This is a genomic window from Microbacterium sp. CIAB417 (genome assembly GCF_022788845.1).
In genome coordinates this window covers 996,758-1,022,123 of sequence record NZ_JAHZUT010000001.1, presented here as the reverse complement: position 1 = coordinate 1,022,123, position 25,366 = coordinate 996,758, and the positions used below count along the sequence as shown (strand labels likewise).

General features: G+C 70.7%; 30 protein-coding genes. 17 read left to right on the top strand and 13 right to left on the bottom strand.

Annotation, left to right across the window (positions count from 1 at the left end):
• Positions 1 to 2 precede the first annotated feature (2 nt).
• Both KYX17_RS05085 and KYX17_RS05080 read right to left on the bottom strand, forming a co-directional pair.
• Positions 3 to 698 (bottom strand): DedA family protein, encoded by a 696-nt coding sequence (locus KYX17_RS05085; RefSeq protein ID WP_243225790.1) that lies wholly within the window; start codon positions 696 to 698, stop codon positions 3 to 5.
• Positions 699 to 733: 35 nt separating this feature from the next.
• The gene (locus KYX17_RS05080) at positions 734 to 1,369 is read right to left on the bottom strand and encodes a TetR family transcriptional regulator (RefSeq protein ID WP_243225789.1); all 636 of its coding nucleotides are present in this window, start codon (positions 1,367 to 1,369) and stop codon (positions 734 to 736) included.
• Positions 1,370 to 1,428: 59 nt separating this feature from the next.
• Between KYX17_RS05080 and KYX17_RS05075 the strand changes: the two genes are divergently transcribed.
• The 6 genes from KYX17_RS05075 to KYX17_RS31720 all read left to right on the top strand — a co-directional run bounded on the left by KYX17_RS05075 (position 1,429) and on the right by KYX17_RS31720 (position 5,662).
• Entirely contained in the window at positions 1,429 to 2,001 is a 573-nt protein-coding gene (locus KYX17_RS05075) for a biotin transporter BioY (RefSeq protein WP_243225788.1), read from the top strand.
• Positions 1,991 to 2,683, top strand: coding sequence for an energy-coupling factor ABC transporter ATP-binding protein (locus KYX17_RS05070; protein ID WP_243225787.1), 693 nt, complete (start codon positions 1,991 to 1,993; stop codon positions 2,681 to 2,683). Before KYX17_RS05075 ends, KYX17_RS05070 begins: the two co-directional genes overlap by 11 nt.
• On the top strand, positions 2,680 to 3,273 hold the full coding sequence (locus KYX17_RS05065) for an energy-coupling factor transporter transmembrane protein EcfT (protein ID WP_243225786.1): 594 nt from the start codon (positions 2,680 to 2,682) through the stop codon (positions 3,271 to 3,273). The genes KYX17_RS05070 and KYX17_RS05065 overlap by 4 nt, the downstream gene beginning before the upstream one ends.
• 91 nt (positions 3,274 to 3,364) lie before the next feature.
• Positions 3,365 to 4,963, top strand: a complete 1,599-nt coding sequence (locus tag KYX17_RS05060; protein ID WP_243226183.1) for an ABC-F family ATP-binding cassette domain-containing protein — start codon at positions 3,365 to 3,367, stop codon at positions 4,961 to 4,963.
• A gap of 67 nt (positions 4,964 to 5,030) precedes the next feature.
• Positions 5,031 to 5,432, top strand: a complete 402-nt coding sequence (locus KYX17_RS05055; RefSeq protein WP_243225785.1) for an HAD family hydrolase — start codon at positions 5,031 to 5,033, stop codon at positions 5,430 to 5,432.
• A complete protein-coding gene (locus KYX17_RS31720; protein WP_243225784.1) occupies positions 5,429 to 5,662 on the top strand; it encodes an HAD hydrolase-like protein in 234 nt (77 codons plus the stop codon). The genes KYX17_RS05055 and KYX17_RS31720 overlap by 4 nt, the downstream gene beginning before the upstream one ends.
• A gap of 26 nt (positions 5,663 to 5,688) precedes the next feature.
• Here the strand turns inward: KYX17_RS31720 and KYX17_RS05045 are convergent, their stop codons facing one another.
• From KYX17_RS05045 to KYX17_RS32215, 4 genes are all read right to left on the bottom strand, one after another.
• Complete coding sequence (locus KYX17_RS05045; RefSeq protein WP_243225783.1) at positions 5,689 to 6,504, bottom strand: SURF1 family protein; 816 nt, start codon at positions 6,502 to 6,504, stop codon at positions 5,689 to 5,691.
• Positions 6,501 to 6,695, bottom strand: a complete 195-nt coding sequence (locus KYX17_RS05040) for a hypothetical protein (protein ID WP_243225782.1) — start codon at positions 6,693 to 6,695, stop codon at positions 6,501 to 6,503. The genes KYX17_RS05045 and KYX17_RS05040 overlap by 4 nt, the downstream gene beginning before the upstream one ends.
• The gene (locus KYX17_RS05035) at positions 6,692 to 7,042 is read right to left on the bottom strand and encodes a DUF3099 domain-containing protein (protein WP_243225781.1); all 351 of its coding nucleotides are present in this window, start codon (positions 7,040 to 7,042) and stop codon (positions 6,692 to 6,694) included. Before KYX17_RS05035 ends, KYX17_RS05040 begins: the two co-directional genes overlap by 4 nt.
• A 63-nt stretch (positions 7,043 to 7,105) precedes the next feature.
• On the bottom strand, positions 7,106 to 7,822 hold the full coding sequence (locus KYX17_RS32215) for a DUF4190 domain-containing protein (protein ID WP_243225780.1): 717 nt from the start codon (positions 7,820 to 7,822) through the stop codon (positions 7,106 to 7,108).
• Between the two features lie 143 nt (positions 7,823 to 7,965).
• Between KYX17_RS32215 and fabG the strand changes: the two genes are divergently transcribed.
• Positions 7,966 to 8,676, top strand: coding sequence for a 3-oxoacyl-ACP reductase FabG (fabG, locus tag KYX17_RS05025; RefSeq protein WP_243225779.1), 711 nt, complete (start codon positions 7,966 to 7,968; stop codon positions 8,674 to 8,676).
• Positions 8,677 to 8,722: 46 nt separating this feature from the next.
• On the opposite strand, the gene KYX17_RS05020 is transcribed toward fabG, so the two are convergent.
• From KYX17_RS05020 to KYX17_RS05010, 3 genes are read right to left on the bottom strand one after another with little or no spacing between them, the layout of a single operon-like run.
• Positions 8,723 to 9,421 carry an alpha/beta fold hydrolase gene (locus KYX17_RS05020; protein WP_243225778.1) on the bottom strand — a complete coding sequence of 233 codons (699 nt, stop codon included), beginning with the start codon at positions 9,419 to 9,421 and terminating at the stop codon, positions 8,723 to 8,725.
• Positions 9,422 to 9,468: 47 nt separating this feature from the next.
• Positions 9,469 to 10,104, bottom strand: a complete 636-nt coding sequence (gene serB, locus KYX17_RS05015; RefSeq protein WP_243225777.1) for a phosphoserine phosphatase SerB — start codon at positions 10,102 to 10,104, stop codon at positions 9,469 to 9,471.
• Between the two features lie 53 nt (positions 10,105 to 10,157).
• On the bottom strand, positions 10,158 to 11,402 hold the full coding sequence (locus KYX17_RS05010; protein ID WP_243225775.1) for a glucose-1-phosphate adenylyltransferase: 1,245 nt from the start codon (positions 11,400 to 11,402) through the stop codon (positions 10,158 to 10,160).
• A gap of 46 nt (positions 11,403 to 11,448) precedes the next feature.
• Between KYX17_RS05010 and glgA the strand changes: the two genes are divergently transcribed.
• The 3 genes from glgA (at position 11,449) to KYX17_RS04995 (ending at position 13,772) form a co-directional block, all read left to right on the top strand.
• Positions 11,449 to 12,633 (top strand): glycogen synthase, encoded by a 1,185-nt coding sequence (gene glgA, locus KYX17_RS05005; RefSeq protein ID WP_243225774.1) that lies wholly within the window; start codon positions 11,449 to 11,451, stop codon positions 12,631 to 12,633.
• A gap of 17 nt (positions 12,634 to 12,650) precedes the next feature.
• The gene (locus tag KYX17_RS05000) at positions 12,651 to 13,433 is read left to right on the top strand and encodes an ABC transporter ATP-binding protein (RefSeq protein ID WP_243225773.1); all 783 of its coding nucleotides are present in this window, start codon (positions 12,651 to 12,653) and stop codon (positions 13,431 to 13,433) included.
• 84 nt (positions 13,434 to 13,517) lie between these two features.
• A complete protein-coding gene (locus KYX17_RS04995; protein WP_045258427.1) occupies positions 13,518 to 13,772 on the top strand; it encodes a type B 50S ribosomal protein L31 in 255 nt (84 codons plus the stop codon).
• A gap of 60 nt (positions 13,773 to 13,832) precedes the next feature.
• Here the strand turns inward: KYX17_RS04995 and KYX17_RS04990 are convergent, their stop codons facing one another.
• The gene (locus KYX17_RS04990; RefSeq protein WP_243225772.1) at positions 13,833 to 14,129 is read right to left on the bottom strand and encodes a hypothetical protein; all 297 of its coding nucleotides are present in this window, start codon (positions 14,127 to 14,129) and stop codon (positions 13,833 to 13,835) included.
• A 37-nt stretch (positions 14,130 to 14,166) separates the two neighbouring features.
• A complete protein-coding gene (locus KYX17_RS04985; protein WP_243225771.1) occupies positions 14,167 to 14,892 on the bottom strand; it encodes a 3'-5' exonuclease in 726 nt (241 codons plus the stop codon).
• Between the two features lie 76 nt (positions 14,893 to 14,968).
• On the opposite strand from KYX17_RS04985, the gene KYX17_RS04980 reads away from it, so the two are divergent.
• Entirely contained in the window at positions 14,969 to 15,874 is a 906-nt protein-coding gene (locus KYX17_RS04980; protein WP_243225770.1) for an alpha/beta fold hydrolase, read from the top strand.
• Here the strand turns inward: KYX17_RS04980 and KYX17_RS04975 are convergent.
• A complete protein-coding gene (locus KYX17_RS04975) occupies positions 15,846 to 16,319 on the bottom strand; it encodes an Lrp/AsnC family transcriptional regulator (protein WP_243225769.1) in 474 nt (157 codons plus the stop codon). The genes KYX17_RS04980 and KYX17_RS04975 overlap by 29 nt on opposite strands.
• Positions 16,320 to 16,489: 170 nt before the next feature.
• Between KYX17_RS04975 and pdhA the strand changes: the two genes are divergently transcribed.
• The 3 genes from pdhA to KYX17_RS04960 are packed head-to-tail and all read left to right on the top strand — an operon-like array spanning position 16,490 to position 19,981.
• The gene (pdhA, locus tag KYX17_RS04970) at positions 16,490 to 17,605 is read left to right on the top strand and encodes a pyruvate dehydrogenase (acetyl-transferring) E1 component subunit alpha (protein WP_243225768.1); all 1,116 of its coding nucleotides are present in this window, start codon (positions 16,490 to 16,492) and stop codon (positions 17,603 to 17,605) included.
• A gap of 1 nt (position 17,606) precedes the next feature.
• The gene (locus KYX17_RS04965; protein ID WP_243225767.1) at positions 17,607 to 18,617 is read left to right on the top strand and encodes an alpha-ketoacid dehydrogenase subunit beta; all 1,011 of its coding nucleotides are present in this window, start codon (positions 17,607 to 17,609) and stop codon (positions 18,615 to 18,617) included.
• Positions 18,614 to 19,981 (top strand): dihydrolipoamide acetyltransferase family protein, encoded by a 1,368-nt coding sequence (locus KYX17_RS04960; protein WP_243225765.1) that lies wholly within the window; start codon positions 18,614 to 18,616, stop codon positions 19,979 to 19,981. The genes KYX17_RS04965 and KYX17_RS04960 overlap by 4 nt, the downstream gene beginning before the upstream one ends.
• 33 nt (positions 19,982 to 20,014) lie before the next feature.
• Here the strand turns inward: KYX17_RS04960 and KYX17_RS04955 are convergent, their stop codons facing one another.
• On the bottom strand, positions 20,015 to 20,602 hold the full coding sequence (locus KYX17_RS04955; RefSeq protein WP_243225763.1) for a TetR/AcrR family transcriptional regulator: 588 nt from the start codon (positions 20,600 to 20,602) through the stop codon (positions 20,015 to 20,017).
• A gap of 96 nt (positions 20,603 to 20,698) precedes the next feature.
• Here KYX17_RS04955 and KYX17_RS04950 point away from each other — a divergent pair, with 96 nt between their 5' ends.
• Genes KYX17_RS04950 through KYX17_RS04940 form a run of 3 tightly spaced genes read left to right on the top strand, consistent with a single transcriptional unit; the run spans position 20,699 to position 25,363 of the window.
• Entirely contained in the window at positions 20,699 to 22,252 is a 1,554-nt protein-coding gene (locus KYX17_RS04950; protein WP_243225761.1) for a carboxyl transferase domain-containing protein, read from the top strand.
• Complete coding sequence (locus KYX17_RS04945; protein ID WP_243225760.1) at positions 22,252 to 24,222, top strand: biotin carboxylase N-terminal domain-containing protein; 1,971 nt, start codon at positions 22,252 to 22,254, stop codon at positions 24,220 to 24,222. The genes KYX17_RS04950 and KYX17_RS04945 overlap by 1 nt, the downstream gene beginning before the upstream one ends.
• A complete protein-coding gene (locus KYX17_RS04940) occupies positions 24,215 to 25,363 on the top strand; it encodes an acyl-CoA dehydrogenase family protein (protein ID WP_243225759.1) in 1,149 nt (382 codons plus the stop codon). The genes KYX17_RS04945 and KYX17_RS04940 overlap by 8 nt, the downstream gene beginning before the upstream one ends.
• Positions 25,364 to 25,366 lie beyond the last annotated feature (3 nt).

Sequence of the window (25,366 nt, the reverse complement as noted above, 5' to 3'; positions counted from 1 at the left end):
AGTCATCCTCGCATCTCGGCCGTCCCGCCGCGGCCAGCCCCGGCCGGGACGACCTCAACCGCGTCCGCGGGGTGGCCGGCCTCGGTGCCGGCCGGGGTCTCCGCGGCGCGACGACGGCGGATCGCCGCGACGCGATCGATGGCGAAGCCCAGGATCAGGGCGACGGCGATGCCGAACACGGCGCTCAGCAGCGGCTGGTCCTCGATCCAGTGCCCGGCGAGCATCCCGATGCCGGCGCTGTACACGGCCCAGCTGAGTCCGGCGAGCGCGCTCAGCGGGAGGAAGCGCCGCCACGGGTAGCGCAGGGCGCCGGCGGTCATGTTCACGGCGACCCGGCCGACGGGGATGTACCGCGCGCCGAGGATGAGGCCGGCGCCGTTGCGTGCCAGCGTGCGTTCGGCGCGGTCGAACGCGGCCGCGACGCGAGGGCGGCGCATCCACCCGAAGCGCCGCGTGCCCAGGCCGCGACCGATCGCGTACGCGATGTTGTCGCCGATCATCGCTCCCGTCGCCGCGACCGCGGCGAGCAGGACGATGTTCGTCCCGCCGGTGGACGCCGCGGCCGCGGCAGCGGCCACCAGCACCGTCTCGCTGGGGACGGGCGGGAAGAACCCGTCGATGATCGCGACGGCGAACATGACGAGCAGGAGCCACGGGGAGGCGGCTGCGGCGAGGATGAGATCGTTGACGACGTCCATGCCTCGACGGTAGGAAGCGGGTGCCCCAGGGCACATCACTCGCTGGTATCGACCGTGTCATACCTCGGAGTGGTCTTCGCGCCGGCGCCGGGGCCGTCGACGCCCTGCAGGAACAGCCTCACGCCGTCGTCGAACACCGCCGAGACCTCGGCGGTGGCGTCATCCTGGCCTGCTCGCGAGGCCCCGTGGCTCTCGGCGTGGAGGCGCTGCTGGACGAGCAGCGCGTGCCCGATGACGAACTGCAACAGCGTCGCCGCGGCCGTCTCGGGGGAGCGCGTCGTGCGGGCGCCGAGGACGCGGCGCAGCTCCGTCTCGGCGCGTCCCACGCCGAATCCGAGCGCATAGGAGCTCAGCACGACCTCGGCGCCGTCGCGGTAGGCGAGCAGCGCGTCCCGGATGCCGCGGGCGCAGGCCAGCACCTCGGCATCCGAACCCGAGGAGGCCGCGAGAGGCGGTATGCGCGCGAGGATGCGCTCGGCGATCGCGCCGAACAGCTCCTGCTTGCTGTCGAAGTGCCAGTACAGCGCGCTGGGCTGGATCCCGAGCTCGCCGGCCAGCCGCCGCATGCTCAGGTCGGGCAGACCCACCTCGTCGAGCAGACGCAGGGCGGTATCTGCCACGCTGTCGCGGTCGTGACGTGCCTGAGGGTCGGAGTTGCGCGGGACCATCATGCTCTCACTATACTGAACGCCGTTCAGGTGAACACCGTTCAGGAACTACGAGGAGACGCATGTCCGAGAGAAGAGGCGACCTCGGTCGCGAGCTGGCGCGCATCGCGATCTTCGCGGCGCTCATCATCGTGCTCGGCATGGTGACGGTGCCGCTGCCCACCGGGGTGCCGATCACGGGTCAGACGCTGGGCGTGATGCTCGCCGGCACGGTCCTGGGACCGCGACGCGGGCCGCTCACCGTCCTTCTCGTGCTGGTGCTCGCCGCGATCGGATTGCCGGTGCTGGCCGGTGGACACGGGGGGATCGCCTCGTTCACCGGGCCGAGCGCGGGATATCTGGTGGGCTGGGTCGCCGGGGCTTTCGTGACGGGACTGATCGCGCACAGCGGCCGGATGACCTGGTGGCGGACGGGCCTCGCCACCGTGGTCGGCGGCATCGGCGTCGTCTACCTCATCGGCATCCCGGTGCAGGCGGCCGTGATGGGCCTGGGACTGGGACCGACCGCGCTGGCCAGCCTGGGCTTCCTCCCCGGCGACGTGCTGAAGGCGATCGCGGCGACCGTGCTCGCGCTGGCGCTGCGCCGCGCCTATCCGCCGGCGTTCGGCGCCATGGCCCGCGCGCATGCGGCCTGACACGGCTCTGGCCACGGTCGATCTGCGCGCGGTCCAGGTGGAGATCGACGGGAGGGCGGTGCTGACCGACGTCGACGTGTCCCTGAGCGAGCGGCGCATCGCCGTCATCGGGGCCAACGGGTCGGGCAAATCGACCTTCGCTCGCCTGCTCAACGGCCTCATCGCGCCGACGAGCGGGAGCGTCCGGGTGCTCGGCCTCGACGCGGTGGCAGACCGCGTGGCGCTGCGCCGTCGCGTGGGATTCGTGTTCACGAACCCCGACGCGCAGATCCTCATGCCCACACCTGCCGAGGATCTCGCCCTGTCGCTGCGCGGTCGCGGCCGGGACGAGATCGACCGTCGCGTGGCCCTGGCACTCGCCGAGCACGGCCTCTCCGGACACGCCGACGTCCCTTCATCCGCTCTGTCGGGCGGGCAGAGACAGATGCTGGCGCTGGCGTCCGTGCTCATCACGGAACCCGACCTGATCGTCGCGGACGAACCCACCACGCTGCTGGACCTGCACAACGCGCGGCGCATCGGAGACCTGCTGCTGCAGCAGGACGCGCCCGTGGTGCTGGTGACGCACGACCTGGAGCTCGCCGGTCGCTGCGACACGGCCGCGCTGTTCGACGGCGGCCGCCTCGCCGACGTCGGCGACCCCGCCGACCTCATCGCCTGGTACCGGAGACGGCGCGCATGAGATCCCTGTACCGCGCCGGCTCCAGCCCGTTGCACCGCATGCCGGCCGGCGCGAAGCTCGCCGGACTCGCGGTGTGCGCGCTCGTGCTCTCGCTGCATCCCCATGATCCGGTGAGCATCGCGATCGCGCTGGGCGCCGTCGCGACGCTGTACGCGCTGGCGCGCATGCCGGTGCGGGTCCTCGCAGCGCAGCTGTGGCAGCTGCGCTGGATGATCCTCGTCCTCGGCGGCCTGCTGTTCGTCTTCACCTCCCCGCAGAACGCGCTGATCAGCACGGGCCGGGTGGTGGCGCTCGTGCTGCTGGCAGGGCTCCTCACCCTGACCACGACGATGGGTGCGCTCCTGGACGTGCTGCATCGGATGCTGCGGCCACTGCGCCGCGTCGGGATCGACGCCGACGCGGTGGCGATGACGGTGTCGCTGACGATCACGATGATCCCGGTCGTGGCCGGCTTCGCGGGGCGCGTGCGCGAAGCGCAGCAGGCGAGGGGCGTGCGGCTCGGCATCCGATCGGCCGTTCCGCTGTTCGTGATGGCGCTGCGTCACGCCGACGACGTCGGGGACGCACTGGCCGCGCGCGGCCTGGTGTGAGCCGTGCCGGGGGAGTGCACAGCACAGCCGACCTATACTGGGAGGCTGGCCCCTTGGCCGCATCCACCCCCTGATGAAACGGACGTCCGCTGTGCTTGCCGTGCACGAACTCGAGATCCGCGTTGGCGCGCGCCTGCTGATGGAGAACGTGTCGTTCCGCGTGTCCGACGGCGACAAGATCGGCCTGGTCGGCCGCAACGGGGCGGGCAAGACGACGCTGACCAAGGTGCTCGCGGGGGACGTCCTCCCGTCGGGCGGCCAGGTCACGCGCTCCGGTGAGCTCGGCTATCTGCCGCAGGATCCGCGGTCCGGCGACCCGGAGATGCTGGCGCGCACGCGCATCCTGGACGCGCGCGGGCTCGGCACGCTGGCGCTCGGCATGGCCGAGGCGACCGTCGCGATGGGGTCGAACGACCCGGCCGTCGCGGACAAGGCCATGAAGCGGTACGCGCGGCTGACGGAGCAGTTCGAGGGGCAGGGCGGGTACGCGGCCGAGGCCGAGGCCGCCTCGATCGCGAACAACCTGTCTCTGCCCGACCGGATCCTCGATCAGCCGCTCAAGACGCTCTCGGGCGGTCAGCGCCGGCGCATCGAACTGGCCCGCATCCTGTTCTCGGACGCCGACACGATGATCCTCGACGAGCCCACCAACCACCTCGACGCCGACAGCGTCGTGTGGCTGCGCGAGTTCCTGAAGAACTACAAGGGCGGGCTCGTGGTCATCAGCCACGACGAGGAGCTCGTGGGGGAGACCGTGAACCGGGTATTCTACCTGGACGCGAACCGCCAGGTCATCGACACGTACAACATGAACTGGAAGAACTACCTGCGCCAGCGCGTCGCGGACGAGGAGCGCCGCAAGAAGGAGCGCGCCAACGCCGAGAAGAAGGCGACGACGCTGCAGCAGCAGGCAGCGCGCTTCGGCGCGAAGGCCTCCAAGGCCGCCGCGGCTCATCAGATGATGGCGCGCGCCGAGAAGCTCCTGGCCGGACTCGACGAGGTCCGTCAGGAGGACCGCGTCGCGAAGCTGCGGTTCCCGAAGCCCGCTCCGTGCGGGAAGACCCCGCTGATGGCTTCCGGCCTGTCGAAGTCGTACGGGTCGCTCGAGATCTTCACGGACGTCGACCTGGCGATCGACCGCGGATCGAAGGTCGTCGTGCTGGGACTCAACGGCGCGGGCAAGACCACGCTGCTGCGGATGCTGGCCGGTGTCGACCAGCCCGACACCGGGCGCCTCGAGCCCGGCCACGGACTCAAGGTCGGGTACTACGCGCAGGAGCACGAGAACCTCGACGTGAACCGTTCGGTGCTCGAGAACATGGTCTCCGCGGCTCCGCACATCACCGAGACCGAAGCGCGCAAGGTGCTCGGCTCCTTCCTGTTCACCGGTGACGACGTGCTCAAGCCCGCCGGCGTCCTGTCGGGTGGAGAGAAGACCCGTCTGTCGCTCGCCACCCTCGTCGTGTCCTCCGCCAATCTGCTGCTGCTCGACGAGCCGACCAACAACCTCGATCCGGCCTCGCGCGAAGAGATCCTCGGCGCCCTGGCGCACTATGAGGGCGCCGTGGTGCTCGTCTCCCACGATCCCGGTGCCGTGCAGTCGCTGAACCCGGAACGCGTCCTCATCCTGCCCGACGGCGTCGAGGACATCTGGAACCAGGAGTATCAGGAGCTCATCGAGCTGGCGTAGGGACGTCGCCTCGTCCTGAGACCTCTCGGACGCCGAGGCTGTCGGATGCCTGAGCTACGGTCGACGGATGAGGGAAGACGAGATCGAGGCGATCTGCTGGGACTGGAACGGCACACTCCTCGACGACGTGGCCATCTGCCATCGCACCATGAACGACGTCCTGGTCGGTCGCGGTCGCGAACCGATTCCCACGCTGTCGGACTATCGGGCGCGCTTCCGGTTCCCGGTGCGGGACTTCTACGCCTCGGTCGGCATCGACGGCGACGAGTTCCCCGAGGCTGCGGACGAGTATCTGGCATTGCTTCCCGAGCGCATCTCTTCGGCGCTCCTCCACAGCGACGCGAGGTCGACGATCGACGCCTTCGCCCGCAGGGGCGTGCGTCAGGTGCTCGCCTCGGCCACCCTGTCCGACGTTCTGGCGGAGCAGATGCGTCGGCACGACCTCGCGCCGGCCAGTTCGAAGAGGTGAGGGGCATCAGCGACGCCTATGCGGCGTCGAAGGACGCGGTCATCGCCGAGTGGGTGCACAGCACCGGGATCCCTCCGGAGCGGATCCTCCTGATCGGCGACACCAATCACGATCAGGAGATCGCCACGCGACTGGGCGCCCGTTTCGTGCACTTCGCCGGCGGGCACCAGCATCTGCCCGCGCCGACGACCAGCGTCGACGCACTCGAGGAGCTGCTCTCCCTGATCTGAGACCGGACGTCGGAGAGATCCCGGATTCAGGTCGCGGCGTCGAGCAGCTCGTCCTCGGCCTGCGCATCGCGATCGCGCCGGACCTTCTTCGGTGCGGACGGACGGCCCTCGACCTCTTCGCGGTGCTTCGTGATCTCGGTGCGGATGATGTAGACGATGAAGACGAACCCCATGATCGCGAACAGGATCCACTGGATCGCGTAGGAGAGGTTCATCCCGGGGTCCGCGGTGGGCCTGTCGAAGCCGCCCAGGGCTTCGTCGGGGGCCGGGTCCTCGCTCACGAGCTGTCCGTACGCGCCGGTCACGACGTCGTGCTGCGGCAGCGCCGCAGCGACCGTGGGCACGTGGATGGTGGGGACCTGTCCCTCCGGTGCGCTGCGCCCCGAGGCGGGCAGCTCCTCGGTGGGCCGCAGGCGCACCACCACCTCGACCTCGCCGGACGGCGCCGCGGGCACGGCGTCCGGCGATTCGCCCTCGCCCGGCGGCACCCAGCCGCGATCGACGAGGAAGACGCGGCCTTCGCTGTCCTGGAACGGCACCAGCACCTCGAACGCGCTCGTGCCGCCATGGGGGCGGTTGCGCACCAGGACCTGCTCGTCGGCGAGGTATTCGCCGGTCAGCACGACGGGACGCCACTCGTCCTGCGGATCGAGAACGCCGTCGGGCCCGAGGAGGTCGGCGAGCGGAACCGGATCCGCGTCGTGGTTCTGCTCGATGAGCGCCAGCTGCGCGCTGCGGCTCTCGCTGCGGTCGAACTGCCAGTGCGACAGGAAGGCGCACGCGACGGCGAAGCCGATCGCGACGAGGACATAGGCGCCCCACCGCAGGTGCCGATTGCTCATCCGGTCACCCCCGCGCGCACGGAGACAGGGAAGTCGCGAGCACGCAGATAGTCGCTCAGGAAGACGAGGTGCTCGTCGCACGCGAGCCAGATCTTCTCGCGGTCCGCCGCGTGGATGCGGGGGTTGCGCCAGACGATGCGGTGGGTCGCGGCGGAGCGGCAGCCGGCGCGGGAGCATTCCAGGTCGGTCACGGGGCGGCGTCCCGACCCTTCTCGGAGATGCGGATCACCGGCGGCTCGACCGGCGCGGAGGACGGCTTCCCTGTGGGTGCCTCCAGCGCCTGCTGGGGCGATTCCGCGCGCGTCACGGTGCTGTCGCTGCCCGCGTTGGCTGCTACGACGGCGATGTAGGGCAGCACGCCGGCCGCGATCGCGAACACCCACGTGTACCAGCCGTAGGGCGTGACGAACAGGGCCAGTGCGAAGCACACCATCCGGATCGACATCGAGATCAGGTACCGGCGCGTGCGCGAGTCCGCCTCGGCCTTCGGCGACTGCGGAAGCGAGGTGACGGATGCGGCGTCACGGGTGTGTTTCACGATGCATCAAGCCTACGCCGCGCCGGGCGTTCCGGATGCGCCGGATGCGACGGGGCAGGGTGTTCAGAGCCAGAACAGGGGAAGGAGACCGAGGCCGCCGACGAACAGCAGGGAGAAGAGCATGATGCCCACGAAGAGCACCAGGAAGGCGACGCCGATGTATCCGAGGACGAGACCTGTGATCGCGAGACCCTTGCCGCCCAGAGCGGGGTTCCGCTTGATCTGGTTGAGGCCCATGTGGCCGGTGATGATCGCCACGACCGAGGCGATCAGAGGAACGAGGAACGCGGCGAGCACGAGGCCCGCGATGCCGCAGATCAGCGAGGCGATCGCCAGGCCGCTGTTCGGACGCGGGACGTAGGGTGCCGTCGGGTATCCGCCGGCGGGGTATGCGACGCCGGGAGCCGCGGGCTGGGCGTACGGCTGCATGGCACCCGGCTGGGAGTAGGTCTGCACGGCGTGCGGGTGTCCGGAGGGCGGCTGGGCGTACGGCTGGACGGCGTATGGCTGAGCCGACGACGGCTGCGCGTACGGGGGTCCGGCATTCGGCTGCCCTGGGTACGACGGTCCGGGGTACGGTTGTCCGCCGGACGGCGTGGCCGGCCCGGACTGCCCGTAGGGCTGCGCGTGCGCCGTCGCGTCGGGCTGCGCGGACGACGGCGTCGACGGCTGCACGGATGCGGCGTACGGCGGAACCGGTGCCTGCGGGGCGGCGGGGGCCGGAGGCGGGGTCGGGGGCACGGCGCTCGGGTCGCCGCCCGGCAGGCTGTGGTCGTTCACGAAGTCCCTTTCGTCATCCGACAGGCTCCCAGCCTCGCGGGAACGTGTCAAACACGTCATCGACAGGCTCCCGGCACCGCGGGGACGTGTCATGCGTCCCGATAGGATTGCCAGGCCCGATTTCCGACGAGCTGGAGTGTCACATGAGCGAAGGACGCGTCGTCCTGGTCACCGGAGGCAACCGCGGCATCGGCCGCGCCATCGCCGAGCGGTTCGTCCGCGACGGCTATCGCGTCGCCGTGACGGCGCGCAGCGGCGAAGGGCCCGAGGGCACGCTCACCGTGCGGGCCGACGTGACGGATGCGGCAGCTGTGGACGCCGCGTTCACCGAGGTGGAGAACGCCCTCGGCCCGGTCGAGATCGTGGTCGCCAACGCCGGCATCACGAAGGACACCCTCCTGCTGCGCATGACCGAGGAGGACTTCGACAGCGTCGTGTCGACGAACCTCGGCGGTTCGTTCCGCGTGGTCAAGCGCGCGTCGAAGGGCATGCTGCGTGCGCGCTTCGGGCGCGTCATCCTGATCTCCAGCGTGGTGGGGCTGTACGGCTCGGCGGGCCAGATCAACTATGCGGCCTCCAAGAGCGCTCTTGTCGGCTTCGCACGTTCCCTGACGCGCGAGCTCGGCGGCCGCGGGATCACCGCCAACGTGGTCGCTCCGGGTTTCATCGAGACGGACATGACCGCCGAGCTCCCGGAGGAGACTCAGAAGCAGTACCGGGCCAGCATCCCGGCCGGTCGCTTCGCGACCGCGGACGAGGTCGCGGGCGTCGTGACGTGGCTCGCCGGCGACGACGCCGCCTACATCTCCGGCGCGGTCATCCCGGTCGACGGCGGTCTCGGCATGGGGCACTGACCCGCATCGGCGGGACGCCGAGGCGCGTTCCGTCTGCGCGATCCGTTCAGGAGGTCTCGGCCACGGCGTCCAGGATCAGCTGCGCGAGCCGGTCGGGCACGCTGAACTGCGGCCAGTGACCGGAACCGATGCGGACGACGGTCGCGTCGTCGATGGCGCGGTACTCGTCGGCGAACGGCGGCCAGTTCGCGACCTCGGCCTCGAAGGCCTGCTGATCCATGCCGCCCATCAGCATCGTGACCGGCACCCGGTGGCGTCCGCCGGTGAGCGAGATCGGGTCCGTCGGCACGCGCTCGGGAACGCTCCGGGTCGTCGGCGCGGTCCGGGCGCGCACCTCGGGGGTGAGATCCGCCACGTCCTCGTCCGGGAAGAAGTCCCACCCGGGGAAGGGGATGACGCCGTCGACGACGTCGAACTCCGAGATCGCGTGCCCGGGGGCGGGCGGAGCGGAATCGACGAACAGGACGCGGACGACGTGGTCGGGCCTGGCGTCCGCCGCACCCCACACGACATTGCCGCCGCCGGAGTGCCCCACGAGGACGACGGGACCGTTGAGCTCGTCGATGCGCTCGACCACGGCGCTCACCCAGTCGGCGAGCCCGATGTCCTTCGACTCCTCGGCCCGCGCGCCGAGGCCGGGCATGGTCAAAGCGTGCACACGATGGCCGGCGGCCGTGAGCGCGGGGGCGACGTCGTCCCACGAGGAGGCGTCCAACCACAGTCCGGGTACCAGGATGATGTCCATGAGACGACGCTACGCGCGACGTCCGACATCGCGCCAGGCCGGAACGGCTAGGGCAGCAGAGGGATCACCTGGCGCAGGTCGGCCGCCCCGATGACCACGTTCGCCTGCTCGCGCACAGCCGGCTTGGCGTTGAACGCGAGTCCGAGGCCGGCGACGGACATCATGCGCAGGTCGTTCGCGCCGTCGCCGATCGCGATGGTCGCCGCGCGGGCGACTCCGAGCTCGGCAGCCCATTCCTGAAGGGACGCGGCCTTCACGGCGGCATCGACGATGTCGCCGTCCACCCTTCCGGTGAGCGCGTCCTCGGCGACCTCGAGGCGGTTCGCCCGCCAGCGGTCGACGCCGAGTCCGGGCGCGACGTGGTCGAGGATCTCGTGGAAGCCCCCGGACACCACGCCGACGACACCCCCGCGCTCGTGCACGGCGGCAGTGAGCTCGCGGACGCCGGGGGTGGGACGGATCCGCGCGCGCACGCGGGCGAAGGCATCCGTCGGCACGCCCCTGAGCTCCTCGACCCGCGAGCGCAGGCTGGCAGCGAAGTCGACCTCGCCGCGCATCGCGGCCTCGGTCGCGGCCTGCACCTCGGCGCGTCGTCCGGCCTCGTCCGCGAGGAGCTCGATCACCTCGTCCTGGATCAGCGTGGAATCGGCATCGAGGACGACGAGGAAGCGCGCAGGGATCACGCGTGAAAGCCTAGGGCACCGCCGAGGGCCATCCTGCCGCGGGACGGACGCCGTCAGCGATCGATCCGCACGCCCTTGCCGACGATCGTGATCCCGGATTCGGTGACGGTGAAGCCGCGCTCGAGGTCGCGTTCGCGATCCACCCCGACGGTCGCTCCGTCCTCGAGGAACACGTTCTTGTCGAGGACGGCGCGATGCACGCGAGCGCCTTGACCGACCCGGACCTGATCGAACAGCACCGAATCCGTGATCGTCGATCCGCCGCCCGCCAGCGTGCCGGGTCCGACCACGCTGCGTTCCAGATGCGTTCCCGACAGCACCGAGCCGAGGGACACGATCGAATCGATCGCGTTGCCGATCCGGCCCACGGCGTCCCGCACGAACTTGGCCGGCGGGGCGTTGACGCTCTGCGACCGGATCGGCCACAGCGTGTTGTAGAGGTTGAACACCGGGAGCGTGGCGATGAGGTCCATGTGCGCATCGAAGAACGAGTCGATCGTCCCGACGTCGCGCCAGTACGCGCGATCACGCGGAGACGATCCGGGGACGTCGTTCTGCTTCATGTCGTAATAGCCCGCCTCGCCGCGCTCGACGAAGTAGGGGATGATGTCGCCGCCCATGTCGTGGCCCGATGTCGGAAGCTCGCCGTCGGCCTCGACCGCTGCGATGAGCGCGTCGGCATCGAAGATGTAATTGCCCATCGACACCAGCACCTCGTGCGGGGAATCCGCGAGTCCCACGGCGTCCACGGGCTTCTCCAGGAAGTCCCGGATCAGACCGGAGCCGTCCGGGTCGGCATCGATCACGCCGAACTGGTTCGCGAGCGCGAGCGGCTGGCGGATCCCGGCGACCGTCGCCTTGGCGCCGGAGGCGATGTGCGCCTCGAGCATCTGACGGAAGTCCATCCGGTAGACGTGGTCGGCGCCGATGACGACGACGATGTCCGGCTTCTCGTCGTTGATGAGGTTCAGGCTCTGCAGGATCGCGTCGGCGGAGCCGGAGAACCAGCGCTTCCCGAGGCGCTGCTGCGCGGGGACGGACGTGACGTACGAGTCCAGCAGGGCGGACATCCGCCAGATCTGCGAGATGTGCCGGTCGAGGCTGTGCGACTTGTACTGGGTGAGCACGACGACCTGTCGCAGGCCGGAATTGATCAGGTTCGAGATGGCGAAGTCGATGAGCCGGTACTGGCCCCCGAAGGGCACCGCCGGTTTGGCCCGATCCGCCGTGAGCGGCATGAGCCGCTTCCCCTCGCCGCCGGCGAGGATGATGCCGAAGACCTTCCGCGGTGCCGCCATGGCTCCACCATAGATGGCCGACACCCCGCTGTACTAGCGTTCAGACATGCGCGTCGACATGATCACGAAGGAATACCCGCCGGAGATCTACGGCGGCGCCGGCGTGCACGTGACGGAGCTCGTCTCCGCGCTCCGTCAGGGCATCGACGTGCGGGTGCGCGCGTTCGGCGCCGAACGATCCGCACCCGGGGTGAGCTCGTACCGGACGCCCGCCGAACTGGCCTCGGCGAACCCTGCGCTGCAGACGCTCGGCACCGATCTCGTGATGGTCGGCGACATCGCCGGCGCCGACCTCGTCCACTCGCACACCTGGTACGCGAACTTCGCCGGGCACCTCGCCGCCCAGCTGCACGGCATCCCGCACGTCCTCACCGCGCACAGCCTCGAGCCGCTTCGCCCCTGGAAGGCCGAGCAGCTCGGCGGCGGCTACGCGGTCTCCAGCGGGATCGAGCGCCTCGCCTACGAGAACGCCGCAGCGATCATCGCAGTCAGCGCCGGCATGCGCGAGGACATCCTGCGCAGCTATCCCCAGGTCGACCCCGCGCGCGTCCGAGTGATCCACAACGGAATCGACGTCGCGCAGTGGCACCCCGTCGACGACGCGGCGTTCCTGGCCGACATCGGCCTCGACCCTGCGCAGCCCTCCATCGTCTTCGTCGGGCGGATCACGCGGCAGAAGGGCCTGCCGTACCTGCTGCGCGCCGCCGCCGAGCTCCCGCCCGAGGTGCAGATCGTCCTGTGCGCCGGGGCACCGGACACGCCGGAGATCATGACCGAGGTCCAGGAGGGCGTCCGGCGACTGCAGCGCACGCGCGAAGGCGTCATCTGGATCGAGCGGATGCTGCCGAGGCCCGAGCTCTCTGCGATCCTCACGGCGGCCACCGCCTTCGTGTGCCCCTCGGTGTACGAGCCCCTCGGCATCGTGAACCTCGAGGCGATGGCCTGCGGAGCCGCGGTGGTGGGTACGGCGACGGGCGGCATCCCCGAGGTCGTCGAGGACGGCGTGACGGGTCGTCTGGTGCCCATCGAGCAGGTGCAGGACGGCACGGGGACCCCGGTGGACCCCGATCGCTACGTCGCTGATCTCGCCGCGGTTCTCGCCGAGGTCGTCGCCGATCCGGAGCGCGCACGGGCATTCGGCGCGGCCGGACGCGAGCGCGCCGCGACGCGGTTCAGCTGGACATCGATCGCGGACACCACGCGGGCGCTCTACCGGGAGCTCGTCGGCTGAGCCGATAGGCTGAGGGCATGCCGAGTGCCCTGGACCTCACCGATGTCGTCGTGCGCCGTGACGGGCGCAACATCGTCGATCATGTGACCTGGCGGGTCGCGGATGACGAACGCTGGGCCGTCCTCGGCCCGAACGGTGCGGGGAAGACCACCCTGCTGCAGCTGGCCGACACGCTGCTGCACCCCACGTCGGGCTCGGTGACGGTGCTGGGGGAGGCCCTCGGCCGGACGGACCTGTTCGAGGTGCGACCGCGGATCGGCTTCGCGTCCTCGGCGATGGCCAAGCGCATCCCTCGGGACGAGACCGTGGTCAACGCGGTGCTCACGGCGGCGTACTCGGTGATGGGGCGCTGGAACGAGGAGTACGAGAACATCGACGAGCGCCGCGCCCTGCGCGTGCTGGGGGACTGGAAGCTCGATCACCTGGCGGACCGGCTGTTCGGCTCGCTCAGCGACGGCGAGCAGAAGCGCGTGCAGATCGCCCGCGCGGTCATGACCGACCCCGAACTGCTGCTTCTGGACGAGCCCACCGCCTCGCTCGACCTCGGCTCCCGCGAAGAGCTGCTCGCCCTCCTCAGCGGCTACGCGTCCTCTCCGACGACGCCCGCCATGGTCATGGTCACCCACCACGTCGAGGAGATCCCGGTCGGATTCACGCACGTGCTGCTGCTGCGTGACGGCGGTGTCGTCGCCCAGGGCCCGATCGCCGAGGCGCTCACCGCGGAGTCGCTCACCGAGACGTTCGGCCTGCCGATCGCGCTCACGACGGACAGCGGCCGCTATGCGGCCCGCGCCGCCTGATCTGCTAGAATCGCTCTTTGGTGCATTCGGCACCGCAGACTTCCCTCGCTCCTGGCAGAATCCAGGGCAAACGTAAGGAATCCCATGAAGACTGACATTCACCCCGACTACCAGGCCGTCGTGTTCCGCGACCTCGGCTCGGGTGAGACGTTCCTCACCCGCTCCACCGTCACCAGCGACAAGACCATCGAGCTGGACGGCGTGGAGTACCCCGTCATCGACGTCGAGATCTCCTCGGCCTCGCACCCGTTCTACACGGGCAAGCAGCGCATCATGGACTCGGCCGGTCGCGTCGAGAAGTTCAACCAGCGCTTCAAGGGCTTCGGCGGCAGCAAGTAAGCATCTCGCACGAGAAGGTCCCGGCTCCGCGACGGAGCCGGGACCTTCGTCGTCGGGTGCTCAGTGCTCGTCGACCTCGATGACGATGCGCCCCTCGGCACCCATGACTCCTGGACCCTTGTCGGGCGTCGGCGCCGGGACCGAGGCGCGCTGCTGCCGGTCGCGCTCCTGGCTCGCCTCATGGGCCGACGGCGACCACACGGCATCGAAGACGCCGACGAGCCCGCCGGCGGAGAATCCCGAGTACTTCTCCTCGATCGGGCGCCGCGAGAAGACGTGCCGCAATCCGGTGAACAGCAGGACGGGGATCATGCCGACCACGACGGCGATGGTCGTCCAGCCCAGGACGTCGCTCATGCCCCGAGTCTAGGCCCGCGGGCCGGCCTCGGCGCCGCTATCCGGCGGACTCAGCGCCGTCGCGGATGGGCCAGGCCCCGTCGATGCTGTCGTCGGGATCGATGCGCCCGATGCGGATGAAGTACTCGGTGAGACTCTCGGCCTGCGTGCGCGCCCAGCCGATCTGACGGGTGTGCAGCTCGGTCGCCGACACCGGCAGCTCGAAGCGGCGCCCGAGTTCCTGAGCGACCCGCCCGGCGGCGATCGCGTCGGCGGAGGCCTCGTGCGCGCCGTCCAGCGGGACGGCGTAGTGCTCCGCGACGATCTCGAGAGTCCGCTTTCCCCGGCGGTAACGATCGACGGCCTTGTCGATCACGAGGGGATCGATCACGGGAGAGGGATCCTCGAGCGGTGCGATGCCGTGCCGAAGGCATTCATGGAACAGCAGCGAGAAGTCGTAGGACGCGTTGTACGCCACGACGGGCATGCCCTGATCGAGCAGGGCCCGCAGCGAGCCCGTCACCTCGCGGACGACGTCGGCCGCCGGACGCCCCTCGCGGCGCACGCGCTCGGTCGTGAAACCGTGGATCGCGGCGGCGCCGTCGGGCACCGGGATGACCGGATCCGCGATCCACGACCGGGCCGCGATCTGGCGGCCGTGGGCGTCGAGGACGCCGACGTGGGCGGTGACGATCCGATCGCGGGAGACGTCCACTCCGGTGGTCTCGAGGTCGAACACGCCGATGCGGGTGAGCCAGTCGGGGAGCGCGGTCGCGTCGGTCATGATCCACACGGTAGGACGAGGCTCGGACATCGTCGCGGCGACTCTCCGGCCGGCTGTGCGCCCGTAGACTCGGAGCATGCCATCGCCGTACGCCGACCGCCTCAAGGACCTGCCTGTCGAACGTCTCGAGGTCGAGGTCGACGGCGGCGTCACGGCGTACTGGGAGTACGGGGCGCAGACGGAGGGCTCCGATGACCGGCCCACCGTGATCGTGGTGCACGGCTTCCGCGGCGAGCACCACGGGCTCGAACCGGTGCTGGCGTACCTCCCCGACCTGCGGGTGCTCGCCCCGGACCTGCCGGGGTTCGGGGAGACGGCGCCCCTTCCGGGCGGACAGCACGACCTCGAGCGCTACGCGGACTGGCTCACGGCCTTCGCAGGAGCCGTGGCGCCCGGAGCCGTGATCCTCGGCCATTCCTTCGGCTCCATCGTCGCTTCAGCGGCGGTCGCCCGCGGCCTCGCGACCGAGCGGCTGATCCTCGTCAACCCGATCGGCGCCCCCGCCCTGGAGGGGCCCAAAGGGCTGATGACGCGACTGGCCGTGCTCTACTACGCGCTGGGGGCGAGACTGCCCGAGCGGCTGGGCACCGCGCTGCTGCGCAATCCGCTCATCGTGCGCGTCATGAGCATCACGATGGCCAAGACGCGCGACCCTCAGCTGCGCCGGTTCATCCATGAGCAGCACGACACGTACTTCTCGCGCTTCGCGGATCGGGACGTGCTGCGGGATGCCTTCGTCGCGAGCGTCTCGCACGACGTGCGCGCGTTCGCGCCGCTCATCGACGTCCCGACCCTGCTCGTCGCGGCGCAGCAGGACGACATCACCCCGATCGAGGACGAACGGCATCTGGCCACGCTGTTCCCTCGTGCAGAGCTGGTCGAGATCGCCGACGTCGGGCACCTCATCCACTACGAGACTCCGGCCGAGGCGGCCGGGGCGATCCGGCGCTTCCTCAGGCTTCCCGTCGTGCCAGCCCGATGAGGCCGGCGACCCGATAGGGGATCACCTCTCCCATCGCGAGCGACGTCTCGGTGCGCTCGACGCCGTCGATGGCGAGGATGCGGGCATCGGTGTCGAACAGATGCCGGGCATCGCGGCACGCCACACGTGCCAGCAGGTCGATCGAGCCGCTCAGCCCGTGCACCTGCAGGATCTCGGGGATGCGCGCGAGCTCACCGGTGATGCGCGGCAGCTCGGTCTGACGCAGTCCGATGCTGATGAAGGCCTGCAGCGGGAAGCCCAGCACCTCGGGGGAGAAGGACCGCTCGTACGACAGGAGCACGCCGCTCTGCTCCAGCCGCGCCATCCGTGCCTGGATGGTGTTGCGGGAGAGTCCGAGGCGTTCGGCGAGGGCGACGATGGTGGCGCGCGGGTCCTCGGCGAGGGAGGTGAGCAACTCGAGGTCGATGCGGTCCAGCGTTGGCATAGTGCCAAACCCTAGCAGGGTGCGTCCGGGCGGATCTGGGCAACATGCTCAACGACCGCCGAGATGCTTGAGCGAGGTGATCATCGGACGTAGCCTCGAAGAAGCCGATGACGATGTCGGCGCCGTGCAGCAGGGCTCTCACGAGGAGCCGCGCGAACAGGAGGACGAAGATGTCACCGCAGACCACTCCGATCACCGACACCCCTCAGGACATCGACCTCGTCGGGCGCCTCATCGCGCCGGACGGATCGCGCCTGCCGCATCCGGAACTGGACCGCCATGTCGCCGATGTGGATGCCGCGCAGCTGCGCGACCTGCACCGCGACATGGTCGTGCTCCGCCGCATCGACGCCGAGGGCTTCGCGCTGCAGCGCCAGGGCCAGCTCGGGCTGTGGGCGCCGTGCCAGGGGCAGGAGGCCGCGCAGATCGGCACGGCCCGCTCTCTCGCTCCGCAGGATTTCGTGTTCCCGAGCTACCGGGAGACCGGCGTCATCTATGCGCGCGGCGCGGAGCCGGCCGACTTCGTGCGCACATGGCGCGGCGAGGAGGGCGCGGCCTACGACCCCGATCGCCTGCGCTGCGCGCCCATGCAGATCATCATCGGCGCTCAGAGCCTGCACGCGGTCGGCTACGCCATGGGGATCCAGCGCGACGGGACCGACGAGGTGTCGGTCGCGTACTTCGGCGACGGAGCGACCAGCCAGGGCGACGTCAGCGAGGCGATGGTCTTCGCGTCCTCATACGCGGCCCCGGTGGTGTTCGTCTGCCAGAACAACCACTGGGCGATCTCCGAGCCGGTCGCGGTGCAGTCGAGGTATCCGATCGCGGGCCGCGCCCCGGCCTTCGGCATCCCCAGCATGCGCGTCGACGGCAACGACGTCCTGGCGTGCCTCGCGGCGATGCGCTGGGCCCTCGACCACGCGCGCAGTGGCAAGGGACCCGTCTTCATCGAGGCCGTCACCTATCGCATGGGGCCGCACACCACGGCCGACGATCCGACGCGCTACCGCGACCCGGCCGAGCTCGAGGCCTGGCGGACACGGGATCCGATCGCCCGGCTGGAGGCCTTCCTCATGGCTCGCGGAGAGCTGGACGAGGCGCAGATCGACGCGGCCCGCTCCGACGCCGATCAGGCGGCGCGCGCCATGCGCGCGGCCTGCATCGGCCTGGTGACGCGGAAGCCGTTGGCGGTGTTCGACGGCGTGTACGCCGAGCCGCACACCGGAATCGAGCGCGAGCGGGACGCGTACGCGGCCTACCTCCGCTCTTTCGACGAGGAGGCCTGAGATGACCGAGATGACACTCGGCAAGGCGCTCGGAGCCGGACTCGCGCAGGCGATGCGCGACGACGACAGGGTCGTGATCCTGGGCGAGGACATCGGTCGCCTGGGCGGCGTCTTCCGCATCACGGACGGACTGATCGACGAGTTCGGCGCCGCGCGCGTCATCGACACTCCGTTGGCGGAGTCCGGCATCGTCGGCACGGCGGTGGGGCTGGCGTTCCGGGGATACCGGCCGGTGGTCGAGATCCAGTTCGACGGGTTCGTGTACCCCGCGTTCGATCAGATCGTCTCGCAGGTCGCGAAGCTGCACTACCGCACCCAGGGCCGGGTGAAGATGCCGATCACGATCCGCATCCCGTGGGCGGGCGGGATCGGTGCTGCCGAGCATCACTCCGAGTCCCCGGAGGCGTACTTCGTGCACACCGCGGGGCTCCGCGTGATCGCCGTGTCGAATCCGCAGGACGCCTACCGGTGCCTGCGACAGGCGATCGCCAGCGACGACCCGGTGATCTTCTTCGAGCCGAAGCGGCTGTACCACCACAAGGGCGAGGTCGACCTCGATGGCCCCCTCGCGGACGCCGTGCCGATGGGCCTGGCCCAGGTGGTGCGGCCGGGCCGCGATGCGACGGTGCTGACGTACGGTGCGATGGTGTCGACGGCTCTGGATGCCGCGGCCGCCGCCGAGGACGACAGCATCGACCTGGAGGTGATCGACCTGCGCTCGCTGTCTCCCGTGGACTATGACACGGTCGCCGCGTCCGTGCGGCGCACCGGCCGGGTCGTCGTCGCGCACGAGGCGTCGCGGGAGGCCGGCGTCGCCGCCGAGGTGATCGCGAGCATCACCGAGCTCTGCTTCGAGTATCTCGAGGCGCCGCCGCTGCGCGTCACGGGACACGACATCCCCTATCCGCCGGCCAAACTCGAGAAGCACCATCTGCCCGATCTCGACCGCATCCTGGACGCGGTCGACCGGGTCCTCGATCGACCGCACAGCATGACGGAGGCCGGAGCATGACCGTCGAGTTCCGACTCCCCGATCTCGGTGAGGGCCTGACCGAGGCCGAGATCGTGCAGTGGCTGGTCGCCCCCGGCGACACGGTCGCACTGAACCAGACTCTCGCGGAGGTGGAGACGGCCAAGGCGATCGTGGAGCTCCCGTCCCCGTACGACGGCGTCGTGACGGCGCTGCATGCGGACGCGGGGGAGACCGTCGCGGTCGGCGCCGCGCTGATCGCCTTCGACGTCGAGGGCCAGGACGGCGGCCCCGCCTCCGACGCGGAGGAGACCGCGAGCGCCGCGGCCGCCGCTCCTGGGGACACTCCGGCGGCCCAGGCGAACCTCGTCGGCTACGGGGCGGCGCCCGCGGGCGGATCGCGCCCCGCTCGGCGTGCACGGCGCACGGCGGCAGCCGCAGCATCCGCCGTCGACACGGCCGTGCTGGAGGCTGCGCCGCACGACGCGCTGCCGACCGGGCCCGTCGAGACCGTGCCGGGGGAGCGCCCTCGTTCGACGCCGCCGGTGCGCGCCCACGCCAAGCGGCTCGGCGTCGACCTCGTGCTCGTCGCCGCCGAGGTCGGCGATCGGCCGATCACGCGCGCCGACGTGGACGCGTACGCGGAGCGGGTCGCGCCCGTCGGGACGCCGGTCCGGCCACCCGAGTCGGCGTCCGCCCCGACGGAGCGGGAGACGAGGATCCCGATCCGCGGCGTGCGCAAGCACACCGCGGAGGCGATGGTGTCGAGCGCGTTCACGGCGCCGCACGTGACCTGCTTCCACACGGTGGACGTCACGGCGACGATGGAGCTCATCGCGACTCTGAAGGCGGACCGGGCTCTCGCGGGGCACCGGATCGGTCCCCTCGCGGTCGTCGCCAAGGCCGTCTGCCTCGCGCTCGCCCGCACGCCGGGCCTCAACGCGCGCTGGGACGACGAGTCCGGGCATATCGTGCAGCATCATTTCGTGGATCTCGGCATCGCCGCGGCCACCGATCGCGGTCTGATCGTGCCGAACATCCGCGACGCCGAACGGCTCTCGCTGGTGGGCCTCGCCGATGCGCTCTCGGCACTGACCGAGACGGCGAGATCAGGGCGGACGTCGCCGGCGGAGCTCGCCGGAGGGACCTTCTCGATCACGAACATCGGCGTGTTCGGCATCGATGCCGGAACGCCGATCCTCCCGCCGGGGCAGTCCGGCATCCTGGCCGTCGGCGCCGTCCGGCCGCAGCCGTGGGTCCATCGGGGCGAGCTCGCGGTGCGCCAGGTCATGACGCTGAGCCTGTCCTTCGACCACCGGGTCGTGGACGGTGCCGAAGGGGCGCGGTTCCTCAAGGACGTCGCGGATGTCCTCGAGGAACCGGGGCGCGCGATGCTGATGGCCTGATTCCGCTCGCTCAGGATGCGTCGGCCGCGCCGATCACGCGGTCAGTGCGGCGTACGCCATGTCGGCGAGGACGGCGGCCGTCGCGGACTGGGAGCGCGCCGCCGAGCGGGTGCTGTGCGGGGTCGAGTTGATGAGTCCGAAGCCGCCCTGCACCCGCAGGCGCAGCTCGTCCGCCGGCACGTCGCGCAGCGTCGAGAGCGCCGCCATCCAGAGATCGATGTAGGTGCGCTGCAGTCGGCGCACCTGTGCGCGGTCGTCGTCCGAGAGGTGCGGCAGGTCGCGATCCTGCACGCGGATCACGTCGGCGTGACCGAGGGCGAAGTCCACATGGAAGCGGACGAGGGCGCGCATGCGCTCCTCGCCGGCGACCGCGGCATCCGACACCGCGGTGCCCCCTGTGACGAGATCGCGGCTGACGCCGATGAGCAGGGCGCCCAGCAGGGCCTGCTTGCCGTCGAAGTGCCGGTACACGGCGGGACCCGAGACGCCGACGGCGGCTCCGATGTCCTCCAGACTCACGCCCGAGAACCCGCGCTCGGCGAAGAGGGTGGCGGCGGCGGCCAGCAGGGCCCCGGAGCGTTCGGCCTTGGCGCGATCGCGCGCCGTGACGGGGGTTGTCATCTCAGTTAATGCTCGCTAACCTAAATGAACGGGTTAGTGAACACTAACCGACCGGCCCGGTCGGGCACCAGTTCGTGAGTCGAGGAGGACATCACGATGTCATATACCCAGCGCGAGCTCGCCGATCAGCTGCGCGACCGACTCGCACGCAGCGCCGAGGGCGGATCCGAGGCCGCGCGCCGCCGCCACGTTGAGCGGGGAAAGCTCCTGCCCCGCGAGCGCGTCACGCGGCTGCTGGACGAGGGGAGCGCGTTCCTCGAGGTCGCTCCGCTCGCCGCGGAAGGGCTGTACGGGGGAGAGGTACCCGGAGCCGGTGTCATCGCTGGCATCGGACTGGTCCACGGCCGGCACGTCATGGTCGTCTGCAACGACGCGACGGTGAAAGGCGGGAGTTACCTGCCGCTGACGGTGAAGAAGCATCTGCGCGCTCAGGAGATCGCTCTGGAGAACCGCCTGCCCTGCCTGTATCTGGTGGACTCGGGCGGCGCGTTCCTGCCCAAGCAGGACGAGGTCTTCCCCGATCGGGACCACTTCGGCCGCATCTTCTTCAATCAGGCGCGTCTGTCGGCAGCGGGCATCCCTCAGCTCGCAGCGGTGCTCGGCTCGTGCACCGCGGGCGGCGCGTACGTACCGGCGATGAGCGATGAGACCGTGATCGTCCGCGGGCAGGGCACCATCTTCCTCGGCGGCCCGCCGCTCGTGAAGGCGGCCATCGGCGAGGTCGTCACGGCCGAGGAGCTCGGCGGGGGCGAACTGCACGCGCGACGTTCCGGAGTCGTGGACCACCTCGCCGAGGACGACGAGCACGCCCTGGAGATCCTCCGCGACATCGTCGCGACACTGCCCCCGCCGGCGGATCCGGCCTGGCCCGTCGCGGACGGCGTCGCGCCCGCCGAGCAGTCCTCGCTGTACGACGTGGTCCCCGTCGACGTGAACGCGGGCTACGACGTGCACGAGGTCATCGTGCGGCTCATCGACGGCGGGTCCTGGCTCGAGTTCAAGCCCGACTACGGCGCGACGCTCGTCACCGGGTTCGCCCGCCTGCACGGGCACCCGGTCGGGATCGTCGCGAACAACGGCGTCCTGTTCAGCGAGTCGGCGGTGAAGGGGGCGCACTTCATCGAACTGTGCGACCAGCGCGGCATCCCGCTGCTGTTCCTGCAGAACATCACGGGTTTCATGGTCGGATCGGATGCCGAGGCCGGCGGCATCGCCAAGGACGGCGCCAAGATGGTCACGGCGGTCGCCACGACCAGGGTCCCCAAGCTGACCGTGATCATCGGCGGATCGTTCGGCGCCGGGAACTACTCGATGTGCGGTCGGGCGTACTCGCCGCGTTTCCTGTGGACCTGGCCGGCCAGCCGGATCTCGGTCATGGGCGGGAACCAGGCGGCTTCCGTCCTCGCGACCGTCAAGGAGGACCAGCTGGCCGCCCGGGGCGAGTCCTGGAGCGCCGAGGAACGCGCGGCGTTCGAGGAGCCCGTGCGCGCGCAGTACGAGGAGCAGGGCGAGCCGTACTACGCCACCGCCCGGCTCTGGGACGACGGCATCGTCGACCCGGACCGCACCAGGGATCTGCTCGGTCTCGCTCTCGACGTCGTCTCCCGTACCCCTCTGCCCGCGCCGGGCTTCGGCGTCTTCCGGATGTGATGCCCGTGTACACCTCAGTCCTGATCGCCAACCGCGGCGAGATCGCACGCCGGATCATCCGGACTCTGCGCCGCCTCGGCATCCGCAGCATCGCCGTCTACTCCGATGCCGACGTGCAATCTCCTCACGTGCGCGAGGCCGACGAAGCGGTGCGGATCGGCCCCGCGCCCGCCGCCGACTCCTACCTCGACGTCACCGCGGTCATCTCGGCAGCGCGCGCGAGCGGAGCGGAGGCCGTCCACCCCGGCTACGGCTTCCTCTCCGAGAGCGCGGCTCTCGCCCGCGCGTGTGCGCAGGCCGGTGTGGCGTTCATCGGTCCCGGCGTCGAGGCGCTGGAGATCATGGGGGACAAGTCGCGCTCGCGCGCCCACGTGGTGCGGCACGGTGTTCCCGTGGTCCCCGGCTTCGACGCCGCAGGCGCGACGGATGCCGAGATCGCCGCTCGCGCCGAGGAGGTGGGATACCCCCTTCTCGTGAAGCCCAGCGCCGGCGGGGGAGGCAAGGGCATGGAGGCCGTGCGGGATGCCGCGGGACTGTCCTCGGCGCTGTCCTCCGCCCGCCGGGTCGCGGCCGCATCCTTCGGCGATGACGCCCTCATCCTGGAGCGGCTCATCCGCCGGCCCCGGCACATCGAGGTGCAGGTGTTCGGCGATGCGCACGGCTCGGTCGTCGCCGTCGGCGAGCGCGAATGCACCCTGCAGCGCCGGCACCAGAAGGTGATCGAGGAGGCGCCTGCGGCCGGCATCCCGGACACTCTGCGCGAGCGGCTGTGGACCGAGGCGGTGCGCGTGGCGGCCAGCGTGGACTACCTCGGCGCGGGCACGGTCGAGTTCCTCGTCGACGCCGACTCCCCGGAGGATGTCTTCTTCATCGAGATGAACACGCGGCTGCAGGTCGAGCATCCGGTCACCGAGGAGGTCACCGGCCTCGACCTCGTCGAGCTGCAGCTGCGCGTCGCCGCCGGGGAGCGTCTCGGACCGATCCAGACCGCGCATGGGCACGCCGTCGAGGCGCGCGTGTACGCGGAATCGCCGGAGCGCGGGTTCCTGCCCTCCACCGGCACCGTGCTGCGGTTCGCCGCCGCACCCGGCGTCCGGACGGACGCCGCCATCGAGACGGGGTCCGAGATCTCGGGTTTCTACGACCCCATGATCGCGAAGGTCGTCGCGCACGGCCCGGATCGCGCGACCGCGCTGGAACGGCTGGACGCCGCGCTGGCGCAGACCGTCGTGCTCGGCGTGGACACGAACATCGCGTTCCTGCGGACGCTGTGCCGGAACGAGCGCGTGGTGGCGGGCGATATGGACACCGGGCTGATCGAGACGCTGCTGCCCGTCAGGCCGGCGCCGCCGTCCGAGGCCATGCTGGACGCCGCGAGAGACCACGTGCGGCGCGAGAGACCAGGCGAGCAGGAGCTTCTCACACGGCATTCGGTTGCTCGCGCGGGGGCGGCGTGGGCTGCGCTGGGCGGGTGGCGACTGGGCGGGGAGGATTCCGGCGAGCCGCGCGTCGCGTTCCTGACCGACGACGGCGAGGTCGTGGCTCCCTCCCCCGCCCCCTCTCGTTCGTTGAGCGACGAGCGCAGCGAGGAGTCGAAACGCGTCCCCCTGGAAGCAGCCCTCGCCCCCGACGGCGACGTGTGGGTCGCCGAGTCCGGGCGTTCCGTGCGCCTTCGCCCCCTGACACGGCGCCAGGCCATGGAGCACCGCCTCGCCGCCCGGCATCCCGAGCAGGCCGCGACCCACCCCGAGGCGCGCGCTCCGATGCCCGGATCCGTCGTGGCCGTGCACGTCGCGGAAGGCGACCGCGTGAACGCGGGGGACGTGCTCGTCTCGATCGAGGCGATGAAGATGGAGCACCCGGTGACCGCACCGCACGACGGCGCGGTGCACCTCCTGGTCGCACAGGGCGACCAGGTGCGGCGCGACCAACCGGTCGCCCGCGTCGAGGCCGAGGAGAGCCATGACTGACCTGACCGAAGAGGAGCGCGAGCTCGCGGCGATGGTGCGCGAGTTCGCCGAGACCGTCGTCGCGCCGCAGGCGTACGAGGCGGATCGCACGCACACGCTGAACATGGACGTCGTCCGGCAGATGGGGGAGCTCGGCCTGTTCGGGCTGCCGTTTCCCGAGGAGATCGGCGGTCAGGGCGGTGATCTCATGGCGCTGGGGATCGCGATCGAAGCACTCGCGCGCGTGGACCAGTCGATCGCCATCACCCTCGAGGCGGGGGTGAGTCTGGGGGCGATGCCGGTGTTCCGGTTCGGCACGGACGCGCAGCGCGCCGAGCTGCTGCCCGATCTGCTGGCCGGGCGCGCCCTCGCGGGGTTCGGCCTCACAGAGCCGGAGGCGGGCAGCGACGCCGGGGCGACGCGCACGACGGCGCGGCGGGACGGCGACGAGTGGGTCATCAACGGCTCGAAGCAGTTCATCACCAACTCCGGAACGCCGATCACCCGGTTCGTCACCGTGACCGCCGTCACGGGGGAGCGCGACGGGCGCAAGGAGATCTCGACGATCATCGTGCCGAACGGGACACCGGGATTCACGGTCGAGCCCGCCTACGACAAGCTCGGCTGGCGTGCATCCGACACGCATCCGCTGACGTTCTCCGATGCCCGCGTCCCGCAGGAGAACCTCCTGGGCGAGGAGGGGCGCGGATTCGCGGGCTTCCTCAGCATCCTGGACGAGGGGCGGGTCGCGATCGCGGCGCTGTCGACCGGGGCGGCGGAAGGCTGCCTCGAGGAGGCGACGGCGTACGCCCGCAGCCGCACCGTGTTCGGCGCGGCGCTCAGCACGCGGCAGAACGCGCAGTTCACGCTCGCGCGCATGCGGGCTCGCGTGCACACCGCTCGACTCGCCTGGCACCACGCCGCGCGCCTGCGGGACGCGGGGCGGCCGTTCGGCGAGGAAGCCGCGATCGCGAAGCTCGTGGCGGGAGAGGCGGCGATGGACAACGCCCGCGACGCGACCCAGATCTTCGGCGGGAACGGCTTCATGGACGAGTTCCCGGTGGCGCGGCACTACCGGGACTCGAAGATCCTCGAGATCGGCGAGGGGACGACCGAGGTGCAGCTGCTCGTCATCGCGCGTGCCCTGGGCGTGGCGGGGTAGCGT

Excerpts from the sequence above, each read along its gene's own strand:
- glgA (WP_243225774.1), top strand. The coding sequence starts at position 11,449 with ATGCGCGTCGACATGATCACGAAGGAATACCCGCCGGAGATCTACGGC.
- KYX17_RS05010 (WP_243225775.1), bottom strand. The coding sequence starts at position 11,402 with ATGGCGGCACCGCGGAAGGTCTTCGGCATCATCCTCGCCGGCGGCGAG.
- KYX17_RS04975 (WP_243225769.1), bottom strand. The coding sequence starts at position 16,319 with ATGCCAACGCTGGACCGCATCGACCTCGAGTTGCTCACCTCCCTCGCC.
- fabG (WP_243225779.1), top strand. The coding sequence starts at position 7,966 with ATGAGCGAAGGACGCGTCGTCCTGGTCACCGGAGGCAACCGCGGCATC.
- KYX17_RS05085 (WP_243225790.1), bottom strand. The coding sequence starts at position 698 with ATGGACGTCGTCAACGATCTCATCCTCGCCGCAGCCGCCTCCCCGTGG.
- KYX17_RS04985 (WP_243225771.1), bottom strand. The coding sequence starts at position 14,892 with ATGACCGACGCGACCGCGCTCCCCGACTGGCTCACCCGCATCGGCGTG.
- KYX17_RS05065 (WP_243225786.1), top strand. The coding sequence starts at position 2,680 with ATGAGATCCCTGTACCGCGCCGGCTCCAGCCCGTTGCACCGCATGCCG.
- KYX17_RS04995 (WP_045258427.1), top strand. The coding sequence starts at position 13,518 with ATGAAGACTGACATTCACCCCGACTACCAGGCCGTCGTGTTCCGCGAC.
- KYX17_RS04990 (WP_243225772.1), bottom strand. The coding sequence starts at position 14,129 with ATGAGCGACGTCCTGGGCTGGACGACCATCGCCGTCGTGGTCGGCATG.
- KYX17_RS05070 (WP_243225787.1), top strand. The coding sequence starts at position 1,991 with ATGCGGCCTGACACGGCTCTGGCCACGGTCGATCTGCGCGCGGTCCAG.
- KYX17_RS05045 (WP_243225783.1), bottom strand. The coding sequence starts at position 6,504 with ATGAGCAATCGGCACCTGCGGTGGGGCGCCTATGTCCTCGTCGCGATC.
- KYX17_RS04980 (WP_243225770.1), top strand. The coding sequence starts at position 14,969 with ATGCCATCGCCGTACGCCGACCGCCTCAAGGACCTGCCTGTCGAACGT.
- KYX17_RS05055 (WP_243225785.1), top strand. The coding sequence starts at position 5,031 with ATGAGGGAAGACGAGATCGAGGCGATCTGCTGGGACTGGAACGGCACA.
- KYX17_RS05020 (WP_243225778.1), bottom strand. The coding sequence starts at position 9,421 with ATGGACATCATCCTGGTACCCGGACTGTGGTTGGACGCCTCCTCGTGG.
- KYX17_RS04940 (WP_243225759.1), top strand. The coding sequence starts at position 24,215 with ATGACTGACCTGACCGAAGAGGAGCGCGAGCTCGCGGCGATGGTGCGC.
- KYX17_RS05000 (WP_243225773.1), top strand. The coding sequence starts at position 12,651 with ATGCCGAGTGCCCTGGACCTCACCGATGTCGTCGTGCGCCGTGACGGG.
- KYX17_RS05075 (WP_243225788.1), top strand. The coding sequence starts at position 1,429 with ATGTCCGAGAGAAGAGGCGACCTCGGTCGCGAGCTGGCGCGCATCGCG.
- KYX17_RS04960 (WP_243225765.1), top strand. The coding sequence starts at position 18,614 with ATGACCGTCGAGTTCCGACTCCCCGATCTCGGTGAGGGCCTGACCGAG.
- KYX17_RS04945 (WP_243225760.1), top strand. The coding sequence starts at position 22,252 with ATGCCCGTGTACACCTCAGTCCTGATCGCCAACCGCGGCGAGATCGCA.
- pdhA (WP_243225768.1), top strand. The coding sequence starts at position 16,490 with ATGTCACCGCAGACCACTCCGATCACCGACACCCCTCAGGACATCGAC.
- KYX17_RS04950 (WP_243225761.1), top strand. The coding sequence starts at position 20,699 with ATGTCATATACCCAGCGCGAGCTCGCCGATCAGCTGCGCGACCGACTC.
- KYX17_RS05080 (WP_243225789.1), bottom strand. The coding sequence starts at position 1,369 with ATGATGGTCCCGCGCAACTCCGACCCTCAGGCACGTCACGACCGCGAC.
- KYX17_RS04965 (WP_243225767.1), top strand. The coding sequence starts at position 17,607 with ATGACCGAGATGACACTCGGCAAGGCGCTCGGAGCCGGACTCGCGCAG.
- KYX17_RS04955 (WP_243225763.1), bottom strand. The coding sequence starts at position 20,602 with ATGACAACCCCCGTCACGGCGCGCGATCGCGCCAAGGCCGAACGCTCC.